This is a genomic window from Actinophytocola xanthii (genome assembly GCF_001921205.1).
Lineage (GTDB): Bacteria > Actinomycetota > Actinomycetes > Mycobacteriales > Pseudonocardiaceae > Actinophytocola > Actinophytocola xanthii.
In genome coordinates, this window is record NZ_MSIE01000079.1 from 1 (window position 1) to 11,268 (window position 11,268).

The window sequence follows — 11,268 nt, forward strand, 5'->3', positions numbered from 1 at the left end:
CTGGTACTCACCGTTGATCTTCTCCAGGTAGGCGCGTTGCAGGCCGCCGTACGTGACGTCGCCGAACACCAGCTGGCCGGCGAAGGGGCCCTGGGTCAGCCGGACCGGGTTGCTCGGCGAGTTCGCGATCTCGTTCTGCGGCAGCCAGAGCACGGGCTGGGTGACCGGTCGGGTGTCGAACGGGCCGTCCGGGTTCATGTAGTGGTTGAAGAACCGGTTCTGCTTGATGTGCACCAGCTTCGAGGACGGCAGCCACCCGCCCTGGTTGTCGGTGACGAAGATGCCGTCCTCGGGTCCCCAGCCGATGCCGTGCGGCGTGCGCAGGCCGCCGGCGACGTAGGAGACCGCGCCGGTGGTGCGGTTGACGCTGATCGTCGTTCCGCGGTTGGGCGCGGGCTGCGGGTCGGTCGTCGCACCGCCGAGGTTGATGGCCACGGAGAGGTTGAGGTAGAAGAACCCGTCCTTGTACAGCAGGCCGAACGCGAACTCGTGGAAGTTGCCGCCGAACGGCCAGGTCGCCACGGTCCGGTAGTTGTCGGTGACCCAGTCGCCGTTGGTGTCGTTCAGCTCCACCAGCCGCTGCTTCTCGGAGACATAGAGCTTGCCCTCGGCGTACTTGATGCCCATCGGCTCCCTGAGTCCCTGGGCGATGCGCTGCACCCGCACCCGGGAGGGGTCGGTGGCGCCGGTGACGTTGCTCAGCAGGTACACCTCGCCCGCGACGTTGTCCGAGCCGCCCCAGGTGGCGATGGCCATTCGGCCGTCTGGGAGCCAGTCGATCGCGCTGACCTGCGGCTCGAAGCCGGCGGGCCGCAGGTTGGTCAGCGTGTAGTTCGGGTGGACCCCGGTCAGTGGCAGCCCGTCGCCGGGCGAGTCGGTGCTGGCCTCGCACTCCTTGCGTCCGGGGGCGGTGACCCGGACGACCCCGGCGTCGGTGCTCAGCACGCTGTTCGGGACGAGCGTGAAGGCCGACGCGCCAGGGGGCCGCCACTCCAGCCGGATCACCTGGTCGGCGGCGTTCTCGAAGTGGTCGATGCGCAGCGAGTGGTAGCCGGTGCCGAGCGCGATCGACCCGTCCTTGGCGGTCGGCGAGTGCAGCCCGTCGTGGTCGATCACGGTCGTGTCGTCGATCCGCAGCCGGGAGCCGTCGTCGCTGGTGAGCCGGAAGGTGTAGGTCCCGGCGGTGGCGATGTTGACGTTTCCGGTGACCTCGGAGACGAAGAAGTCGCCGATGCCGAACTGGGCGGTGGTGGACCAGTCGATCGTCGGCATCAGCTTGTCGATGTTGGGGGTCTGGCCGGGCTTGAGCACGCACAGCTCGTTCAGCCCCACCTGCACGTCGTAGACGCGCAGCGTGACCCCGGGTTCCTGGGGCGGGATGTTCGGGGGCTGGGCCTGAGCGCGACCGGGGAGGGCCAGAGCCGACGCCGCCAGGAGCAACACGGCGACCATTGCAGGGAGGAAGAACCGGACCGATGTAACCCGTGTCACAGTCACGCTTACCGACGGTAGAAGTACTTTCGTCGATCGTCAACAAAAGTTTGTCTGGAACCAACCAAAGTTACGTCGAACGGATGCAATAGGACCGAACCAGGGACCCGTAGCCGCTCGGAGAGGCCTTTGGTCCCTACTCCTTCCCCGGGAGCCGCGGGGAGTGTTGGAGGTGACCAGAGACCGCTACGGGAGACGCCATGACCACATCCGGGCCGGACCGCGACACGCTGCGGCACGCCGTCGCCCTGGCGACGCGAGCGCCGTCGGTGCACAACACGCAACCCTGGCGCTGGCTGGTCGGGGAGAGCTCCGTCCACCTGTTCGCCGACCTCGACCGTCGGTTGCCGGCCACCGACCCGGACGGGCGGGACCTCCTGCTCAGCTGCGGCGCGGCCCTGCACCACCTGCGGATCGCACTGGCCACGGCCGGCTGGGGAACGGTGGTCCACCGGTTGCCCAACCCCGCGGACCCGACCCACCTGGCGTCGGTCGAGATGCACCCGCACGAGCCGACCGAGCAGGAGATCACGCTGGCCCGGGCGATCCAGCGACGCCAGACCGACCGCCGGCGGTTCTCGTCGTGGCCGGTCCCGCCGCAGCACCTGGGCACGCTCGCGGCCGAGGCGGCCCGGCAGGGTGCGCTCGCCGTGGCGATCACCGACCCGACGGCACGCTTCCGGGTGGCCGGCGCCATCGCCCAGGCGGCAGTGGTGCAGGAGGCCGATCCGGCCTACTCGGTGGAGCTGGCCATCTGGACCGGCCGCGGCGGCGCGGCCACCGACGGCGTCCTCGCCGGGAGCACCCCCGCCCGGCGGCACGGCAGCGCCACCATCCCCCAGCGCTCCTTCGCCCACGGCACGCTCGGCGCATCGCCGAAGCGCTACGACGAGCAGTCCGCACTCCTGATGATCGCCACCTCGAGCGACGACACCCTGTCCAGGCTGCGCGCCGGCGAGGCGACCAGCACGGCACTGCTGGCCGCCACCCGGCTGCGGCTGGCCGCCTGCCCGCTGTCCCAGCCCCTGCAGATCAGCCACACCCGCCGGGTGCTCCGCGACGAGATCCTCGAGGGCACCGCCGAGCCGCAGCTGCTCCTCCGGCTCGGCTGGGCCGCCACCAGCGCCGAACCCCTCCCGTTCAGCCCCCGCCGCAACCTGGACGAGGTTCTCGGCGACCTGCCCGCCTGAAGGCGGGGCCGGAGGAGGCCGCGCAGGTGCGCCCAGGGCGCGTGCCACCGACCACCTGGACCACGAAAGCTCATCGACCGGGACCCCGAGGACGCGCCCTACGCCGGGGCGGGCACGCCTTCGAGGACGATCACCGGGAACTTCCGGTCGGTGTTCTGCTCGTAGGCGGAGGTGCCGTCGGAGACCAGGCGGTAGAGCCGGTCGCGTTCCTCGCCGGTCGTGACGACGGCGCGGGCCCGGTAGGAGCCGGCGCCGAGTTCGACGGTCACGACCGGGTCGGCGCGTAGGTTGTGGAACCAGGCCGGGTGCGTGGGGGAGCCCGCCTTGGAGGCGACCACGAACACGCGCCCCTCGTCGTCGACCCCGAATCCGAGCGGCACGGTCGCCCGGCGTCCGGTACGTGCCCCGGTGGTGGTCAGCAGCAGGATCGGGAACGGCGGTCGGCTGACCGTGCCGCGGTTGGCGCGGAACTCCCTGATCACGCCTTCGTTGTAGGTTCGGAACTCCTCGTCAGACGGCACGGTCGGCATGGCTCTCCTCGGTTTCCGGATGGCGTTCGCGCTGAGGGGGAAGGCCGAACCGCGTCACGAGCCCGGGGCCGCCGGGGAAGACGGTGACGCGGGCGACCCCGGTCGGGGTGGCATCGAGAACGGCGACCCCGAGGGCCTGGTGGGTCGCGTCCGCGGTGCGGTAGTAGGTGGCCGCGGCGGGTTGGCCGTTGGCTCGGGTCGGGGTCATCAGCCAGTCGCCGGGAGATCCGAGCACGTGCGCGAGGTAGCGCAGGCACGTCGTCCTGCCGGAGAACCAGGTCCGCGTGCCGACCAGCTCGATGGCGGCGTCGGTGCGCAGCGCCTTCTCCAGGGCCGCCAGGTCGGCGTTCTCGAAGCCGGCGATGTAGTGGCGCAGCAGGTCCTGGGCGTGCGGCGCGGTCGGCTCGACGACGCTCTCACGCGAAGGCGCGACCTCGTCGAGCCGGGCGCGGGCTCGCTGCAGCGCGCTCTTCACCGCGGCTGTCGAGAGACCGAGCATGGTCGCGACCTCGGCGGCGCTGAAGCTCAGCACCTCGCGGAGCAGCAGCACAGCTCGTTGCCGGGCGGGCAGGTGCTGCAGGGCTGCGACGAGCGCCAGCCGCACGCCCTCACGCGCCGCGACGAGCGTGCCGGGGTCACCGGTCTCGAGGGCCACGGCGGCGTCGGGAACCGGCCCCAGCCAGGCCACCTCGGACTCCGCGAGGCCAGGCGGCGCGTCGGGATCGTCGGCCGGACCGCTCAGGCCGGAGGGCAACACCCGCCGGCCGCGCTGCTCCAGCGCGGACAGACAGGCGTTGGTGGCGATGCGGTAGAGCCAGGTGCGCAGCGAGGAACGACCCTCGAACGTCCCGTGCGACCGCCATGCCCGCAGGTACGTCTCCTGCACCAGGTCCTCGGCCTCGTCCACCGAGCCGACCATGCGGTAGCAGTGCGCCAGCAACTCGCGCCGCAACGGCTCGCTCTGCTCGACGAACTCCTCCGGCCGCTGCGCCATCACCATCTCCTCGCCCTCACCCGACACCTCGTCCATGCTCACGCGCCGCTTCGGTCCGTCCACTCGACATCGGAGGGTCACCTCCCCGGCGCCGAGAAGTCCCGGAAAGGTAGACCGCCGGCACCCGCGAAAGGAATCGGTCGAAACGCGGGATGCCCCGGGCCGTCGGCCCGGGGCATCCACTTCGCTCCTTCGGTGCGGGTCAGCAGGTGGGGGCCGAACCGCCGCCCCGGATGTAGGCCGCGGCGACGAACTTCCCCGCGGCGAGGCGATACCAGACCGACGAGGTCCCCTGGGTGCCGGTCACCGACTGGCCGGTGGTCCGGCACTCGATGCGGACCTGCGCGTAGTTCGCGGCCATCCCGACCACCCCGGAGCTCGTGGTGGTGCCGCTGCGGACGTTCAACGGATCGCTGGCCGTGTCGACGAAGCCGGCGGGTGACGTGCCGGTCCACTGGTAGGTCACGGTCACCCAGGCGTTGTTGGTCAGGCCGAGGCCGTCCCAGAACGTGCCGTCCGCCAGGTCGATCCCCGCCGGGTTCGCCACCGTCCGGCCGAACTGGTCCTTGCCGCCGTTGTACCCGTTCTCGTAGGCCGCCTGCGCCTCGGGCCTGCCCTGGGGCAGGTCCTTCCACTCCTGCCGGACCGAGGCGGGGTTCCAGTAGTCGTCGCGGGTGTTCCACGGGCCGACGTCCCAGACCGGGGCCCACTCGCACCGCCCGTTTGACGCGCAGACCCGCACGCTGTACTCGCCCGCCCAGTTGGCCGACAGCCCGCGCCGGGAGGGCAGCGCCACGAAGTGGTCCCGCGACGTGATGACGTGGCCGTTCGCGGTCGTCCCACCCACCAGGCCCTCGCGGGTCGCGAACACCCGGTAGGACAGGCCGGCCGACCGCACCGACGCCGACGGCGCGGCGCTCGACCGCGAGGGGGTCACGACCAGCGAGCGGAGCGCCGGCGTGGCCACGCCCTCAGGGGCGCTCAGCATCGCGCGCAGCTCGACGTCCGCCGTCGACACCGGGAGGACGGCCGGAGTGGACGGACGGATCTCCGTCCACTCCGACCACTGCCCGTCGGCACGGCGGCCGCGTACGTCGATTGCGAGCTCCGCACCGGCCGGGACGCCGCTGTCGACGGTCGCGGCGAAGGTGTTGGCCGGTGTGGTCAGGGCGAGCGGGTAGGTCGCGAGGCCCGTGCGGGTCGCCTCGGCCGCGCGGTTCGGGGCGGTACCGAGCCGCACCGCGCCGTCGAGCGCGATGTTCGTCCGCGTCGAGGGTCTGCCGAGGTCGACGGTGATACCGGGTTCGGCGGTGGCGGCCGGCGCGAACCCGAACAGGGACGCGGCGACCAGCGCACCGACCAGCAGGCTGGACTTCATGGCGGTCCTTTCGACGGCAGCGCGGAGACGGCCGACCGGCCGCCGCAGGGGTCGCGTGCCGCTGACACCAGTGAGCAAAGTCGCCCCGGTAGTGATCTGTCAACGATTACTACTCGCATCTCGGCGGGAAATCACCATAACCGGTCAGGTTGCACCGCCCGGTTGTGCGCCGTCCGGCTACTGCTGGTGCACAACCGGACCGGATGGGACGTTCGTCCGGTACCGGTCGGTGAAGGGGTGATGACGATGCCGCGTCCTGAACGGCGGGTGGACCCGGCGGACGGGCCCCTCGCCCGGTTCGCTCTCGGTCTGCGCGAGCTGCGCCACCATGCTGGTAGTCCGGGGTACCGCGAGCTGGCGCGGCGGGCGCACTACTCGGCGACGACGCTCGCGCAGGCCGCGCGGGGCGCCGGTCTGCCCTCGCTGGCGGTGACGCTCGCGTACGTCGCGGCCTGCGGCGGGGACGTGGCGGAGTGGGAGCGGCGCTGGCGGGCGACGGCGGCGGAGCTGAGCCCGCCGCGGGTTCCCGAACCCGATGGGCAGGCGGCGCGGGAGGGCCCAGCGCCCTATGTGGGGTTGGCGGCGTACGGCCCGCAGGACGCCTACTGGTTCCGCGGCCGGGACCGGTTGGTGGCCGCGCTGCTGGACCGGGTGGAGCGGCAGCGGTTCGTCGCGGTCGTCGGCGCGTCGGGCTCGGGCAAGTCCTCGGTGCTGCGGGCGGGCCTGGTGCCCGCGGTGTCCGCCGACCGCGACCGGTGGTCGGCCCTGGTTCTCACGCCCGGGGCGCGGCCGTTGGAGGAATGCGCCGTCCGCCTGGGGGTGCGGACGGGGGTGGCCGCGGGACAGTTGGTCGGCGGGTTCCGGGAGGAGCCCGGCGCCTTCGGTCTCGCGGTCCGCCAGCTCATGGCGACCCGTCCGGACGGCGCGGAGCTGGTCCTGGTGGTGGACCAGTTCGAGGAGGTGTTCACGCTCTGCGCCGACGCCCGCGAGCGGAGCGGGTTCATCACCGCCCTGCTGGACGCGGCCTACGACCCGGAGTGCCGGCTCCGCGTGGTGGTGGGCGTGCGCAGCGACTTCTACACCCACTGCGCACGCCACACCCGGTTGGCCGAGGCGTTGCAGGACGCCCAGGTGCTGGTCGGTCCGATGAGCACCGACGAGCTGACCGACGCCATCACCGCCCCGGCCGCGCGGGCAGGGCTCATGGTGGAGAAGACGCTGGTTCAGACGGTGCTGCACGACGCGGCCGACCGCCCGGGTGCCCTGCCGTTCGTCTCGCACGCGTTGTGGGAGACCTGGCGCCGCCGCCACGGCAGCGGTCTGTTCCTGGCCGGCTACCAGTCCGCGGGCGGGGTGAGCGGCGCGGTCGCCCAGACAGCCGACCGCCTGTACCAGGACCTGGACGAACGCCACCGGCGGACGGTGCGCGAGGTGCTCCTGCGGCTGACCGCCCTCGGTGAGGGCACGGAGGACACCCGCCGGCGGGTGTCCCGGGCGGAGCTGCTCGACAGCCCGGACCGGGACGCGGTGGTCGAGGTCCTGGACAGGCTCACGGCCGCACGCCTGGTGACGAGGGACGCCACCACTGTCGAGATCGCGCACGAGGCTCTCATCGCCGGGTGGCCGCTCCTGCGCGACTGGCTCGCCGAGGACCGCGAGGCGATCCGGGCCCACCGACGGCTCACCGAGGCGAGCGCGGAGTGGGAGAGCCACGGACGCGACGAGAGCCTGCTGTACCGGGGAGCGCGCCTCGGGACGTGGCTGGACCGCTCCCCCGCGCGCCTCAACGACGCGGAGCGTGCGTTCCTGGCCGCCGGCCGAGCAGTCTCGGAGCGCGAGGAGCGCCTGCGACGCCGGCGTGTCCGCCTGGCCGTCGGCGGCCTTGGTTCGGCGGTCACCCTGGTCACCGTGCTCGCGGTGGTCGCCCTGATGATGGCCGGCCGAGCCGACCGGGAGCGAGCGCTGGCGATCGGCCGACAGCTCGCGGCCGACGCCCGTGCCCAGCTGGCCGTCGACCCGGAGCTGGGCCTGCTGCTGGCCCGCGAGGCGTACGCCGCGACACCCAACGAGGAGACCGAGGGCGTACTGCGCCAGGCCACGACCCAGTCCCACATCCGGGCCGTCCTCCCGGAGAACCGGGACTCCCTCGGACGACCGGCCGCGGTGACCGGTGTCGCGTTCAGCGCGGACGGCGAGCACCTGGCCACCACGACCGCCGGCGGCCTGCTCCAGGTGTTCGGCTGGACCGGCGCCACGGTGGGGCGGACCCCCGAACGGGTCGTGCGCAACGGCTACTGGATCCAGAGCCCGGTGTTCGGTCCCGACAACCGCCACATCGCCTTCACGGGGGTGACCGATGGGGCGACCGTGGTGGACTGGACCCGCGGCGGCGAGCCGCCCCGGCCCTCCGCCGGGAAGGAGGTCACCCTCAGCGCGGCCTACAGCGCGGACGGGAGGTGGGTGGCCAGCGGCGGCCAGTACGGCACGGTCTGGATCCGGCCCGCGCTCGGCGAGTCCTCCCCGCGGGTGCTGCGCGGTCACGACGGGGCGGTCGCCGCGGTGGCGTTCAGCCCGGACGGTACCCGGCTCGTGAGCGCCAGCGCCGAGGACGGCACGATCCGTGTCTGGAACCTCGTCGCACCGGGTCGGCCGCTGGTGCTCCTCGGCCCGGAGACTCAGGTCGCGGCCGTGGCGTTCAGCCCGGACGGCCGTCGTCTGGCCACAGTGGACGTCCAGGGCACGGTACGAACCTGGAACTTCGCCGACATGACCACCTCGGCCGTGCTCGGCAGCCACGACGGTCCGGCCTACCACGTCGCCTACAGCGCGGACGGGCAGTCCATCCTCAGCACGGGCGCCGACGGAACCGTGCGGATCTGGAACGCCGGACGGCACGCCGCCCCCGTGATGCTGCGCGGTCACGACGGCCCGGTTCTTGCGGCGGCCTTCAGCCGGGACGGCGGCATCGTCGTGAGCGCGGGCGCGGACGGCACGACCAGGATCTGGCAGGTGAACGAGGCCGACGACGTGACCGTGCTCCGCGGCCCTGAGAGTCCTGTGTGGAGCACAGCGATGAGCTCGGACCACCGTCGGCTGGCCGTCGGCGACAGGACCGGTGCGGTCCGGCTCTGGGACCTCACCGGTAGGGCGGCTCCCACCGTGCTGCCCGGGTCCGGCCAACCCGTCACCCAGGTTGTCTACAGTCCCGACGGTCGCCGTATCGCCGTGGCGGACGACGACGGTCGCGTTCTCGTCTGGAACCTCTCCGGCCACACGGGAAGGCCGCGGTCACCGCACCGCCTGTCCGGGCCCCCGACGGCCCGCGTCGCGTTCAGTCCGGACGGCACCCGGCTTGCCGCCATCGGCTTCAACGATTCCGTGTCCATCTGGGAGATTCCGGCGAACGGACATCCCCCGCACAGTACGTCGAGTCCCATGGCGGGTGAACAGGGCAGCCTCATGGATGTCGTGTGGAGCCCTGACGGGCGCCACGTCGCCGCGTCGTCCGACACCAACACCGTTCTGCTGTGGGACTTCCGCAATCCCGATCGCGTGGAGAAGCTGCGTGGTCACCAGAGCGCGGTCTGGGGTCTGGCCTTCAACCGGGACGGAACCCGTCTCGCCAGCGGCGGGAACGACGGCACAGTGCGCATCTGGGCCGTGGGCGACACCGCCGCACCGGTCGTGCTCCGCGGCCACCAGCCGGGCGAGGGGACGATGACGTTCAGCTCCGACGGCAGCCACCTGGCGACCACCGGGAGCGACACCAGCGTCAGGATCTCCAGGGTCGACGGCCGCGGCGACCCGTTGGTCGTCGCCGGTTTCCAGGCGGCCGTGCGCGAGATCGCACCAGCCGGGAACGATCGGTTCCTCACCGTCCACGCCGACGGCAGCGTCCGGACCTGGCGCTGCCCGGCCTGCGGTCCGATCTCGGAGGTACTCGCCACCGCGCGCGGACACCTGACCCGCGACCTGACTCCGGAGGAGCGACGAACCCACCTTCCGGGCGGCGGCGCTGTTCCTCCTCAGGTCATTCGTCGTGGGGGTTGACTGTCACGGCGGCGACCGGGCGACGCGGGGTGCGGCCGGTCGGGTGGCCGAAGCCGATACGCAGCGCGGCCTGCGGGTGACCCCGTCCGCCCAGCAGCTCACGCAGGCCGGCCCTGGTGTCCGGCACCTCGAGCGGCTGGGACAGGAACGAAACACTCAGCCCGGCGCTCGTTGCCGTGAGCAGTACGCGCTGCATCGCCTGCCCGGCCCGGACCTGGTCGCGAACGGTGTCGCCCGCGGTGGCGAGGACGGCGACGAGCGGGTCCCGCTCGAACGGACGCTCTACAGTGGACTCGCTGTGGAACTGGCGCAGGGTCAGCAGCGAGTCTCCGGCCGGGCGGGGCCCGCCGGCGGTGGCCGGTACCCCGTCCTCGGCGGCGCGGTGGGTCCAGCCGGCCAGCTCGGCCTGGAAGGCCGGGTCCTCCCCCTGCAGGCGGTCGGCGCGGCGGAGCAGGACCGCGAAGGTCTCCAGTGCCGGCGGGGCGTCCAGCAGGACGAGCGTCGCGCCCTCGTCGTCGGCCGCCCGGACCAGCGCACTGCGGTGCGGCGCCGGCACGGGACGGTCGGCGAACGGCCGGCGGTTCGTTGCCCGGCGGTCGATCGCCGAGGCCAGGTCGCGCAGCTCGGGCGTCGGCGCCCGGTCGCCGGCCACCCGGACCGTCGCGAGCAGGTCAGGGTGGGCCGGGTCCGGCAGCAGGTCCACGACCGTGGCCCGACCGCGAGCCAGCAACGCGACCCTCAGGTTCAGCAGGGCCGCGCCACAGGACAACCGCGCCTCCCGCGCGTCGGCGTCGGCCACCGCGAGCACGCGCTCACGGTCCAGGTACAGGTCGATGCGTGGCGGCCGGAGCACGAAACGCCAGGGCTGGGTGTTGTGCACCGACGGCGCCCTCGTCGCCGCCGCCAGCGCGTGGTCGGCCAGTGCGGGGAAGTCGGCGTCGCTGGTGCTCATCGGTCACTCCTGGTGCTGGATCGGCCCTCACCTTGAGCCTGCTCGCCGTGCGGCCGGTCCGGCAGCGTCCAGGTTCCCTGTCCCGCAGGGCCTTTCGTCCCGTCGCGGAGTCAGTGCCGGCGATGGCCTCGGCGGTCCTCCAGGCGGCGCACCAGCCGCTCGACCACGCGGTCCGCCGCATCGCGGGCCGTTCGGGCGGCCGCCTTGGCCTGGACGGGGTGCCTGTTCACGTCGATCGTCACCCGGACCTCGACCGGGGTGGCGACGGCCGGTCGGCGTGCCTGGTGAGCCGCACCCGGACGTCGAGCACCGGACCGGACACGTGCCGGACCACCGGCGCGAGCTTGCGGGCGAACAACTCGTCGAGGTCGCCGCCGAACTCGCCGCGGACGGCCAACCTGGGGCGGGCATCGTGATCATCTGCCGTGTCATGGCTCCACAGTGGCCATACGGGTGGCGCCGTTGGCACAGCCTTCGGTCACTTCCCGAGGGGACCAAGGACGTCCGATCGGGGACCTTCGACTCCTGCCCCGGTACCGCGGCCGGACGACACTTCGTGGTGAGAGGACCCCCGAAGGAGGTACCCAATGTCCATCAAGGACGTCCCGCTACAGCACACCGCCGACACCGCCGACGGCCCTGGCACCACCGGCATCGCGGGCAAGGTGCTCGCGGTCCTCCGG

General features: G+C 72.7%; 9 protein-coding genes. 2 read left to right on the plus strand and 7 right to left on the minus strand.

The features are described from left to right. On the minus strand, positions 1-1,452 hold a 1,452-nt coding region (locus BU204_RS32195), incomplete at its 3' end, for a PA14 domain-containing protein (RefSeq protein ID WP_233160848.1). A gap of 239 nt (positions 1,453-1,691) precedes the next feature. Between BU204_RS32195 and BU204_RS32200 the strand changes: the two genes are divergently transcribed. Next, positions 1,692-2,681 carry an Acg family FMN-binding oxidoreductase gene (locus BU204_RS32200; RefSeq protein WP_075129574.1) on the plus strand — a complete coding sequence of 330 codons (990 nt, stop codon included), beginning with the start codon at positions 1,692-1,694 and terminating at the stop codon, positions 2,679-2,681. A 98-nt stretch (positions 2,682-2,779) separates the two neighbouring features. Here BU204_RS32200 and BU204_RS32205 read toward each other — a convergent pair whose 3' ends face one another. The 3 genes from BU204_RS32205 to BU204_RS32215 all read right to left on the minus strand — a co-directional run bounded on the left by BU204_RS32205 (position 2,780) and on the right by BU204_RS32215 (position 5,583). After that, the gene (locus tag BU204_RS32205) at positions 2,780-3,211 is read right to left on the minus strand and encodes a nitroreductase/quinone reductase family protein (protein ID WP_075129575.1); all 432 of its coding nucleotides are present in this window, start codon (positions 3,209-3,211) and stop codon (positions 2,780-2,782) included. Further along, entirely contained in the window at positions 3,192-4,241 is a 1,050-nt protein-coding gene (locus BU204_RS32210; protein ID WP_332888606.1) for an RNA polymerase subunit sigma-70, read from the minus strand. Before BU204_RS32210 ends, BU204_RS32205 begins: the two co-directional genes overlap by 20 nt. A 166-nt stretch (positions 4,242-4,407) precedes the next feature. After that, complete coding sequence (locus tag BU204_RS32215) at positions 4,408-5,583, minus strand: hypothetical protein (protein ID WP_075129576.1); 1,176 nt, start codon at positions 5,581-5,583, stop codon at positions 4,408-4,410. A 246-nt stretch (positions 5,584-5,829) separates the two neighbouring features. On the opposite strand from BU204_RS32215, the gene BU204_RS32220 reads away from it, so the two are divergent. Continuing rightward, positions 5,830-9,633, plus strand: coding sequence for an nSTAND1 domain-containing NTPase (locus BU204_RS32220; protein ID WP_075129579.1), 3,804 nt, complete (start codon positions 5,830-5,832; stop codon positions 9,631-9,633). Here the strand turns inward: BU204_RS32220 and BU204_RS32225 are convergent. The 3 genes from BU204_RS32225 to BU204_RS40365 form a co-directional block, all read right to left on the minus strand. After that, positions 9,614-10,585, minus strand: coding sequence for an Acg family FMN-binding oxidoreductase (locus tag BU204_RS32225; RefSeq protein ID WP_075129577.1), 972 nt, complete (start codon positions 10,583-10,585; stop codon positions 9,614-9,616). The genes BU204_RS32220 and BU204_RS32225 overlap by 20 nt on opposite strands. 110 nt (positions 10,586-10,695) lie before the next feature. After that, the gene (locus tag BU204_RS42080) at positions 10,696-10,827 is read right to left on the minus strand and encodes a hypothetical protein (RefSeq protein ID WP_269844677.1); all 132 of its coding nucleotides are present in this window, start codon (positions 10,825-10,827) and stop codon (positions 10,696-10,698) included. Continuing rightward, entirely contained in the window at positions 10,824-10,982 is a 159-nt protein-coding gene (locus tag BU204_RS40365; protein ID WP_158073546.1) for a hypothetical protein, read from the minus strand. The genes BU204_RS42080 and BU204_RS40365 overlap by 4 nt, the downstream gene beginning before the upstream one ends. Positions 10,983-11,268: the final 286 nt, after the last annotated feature.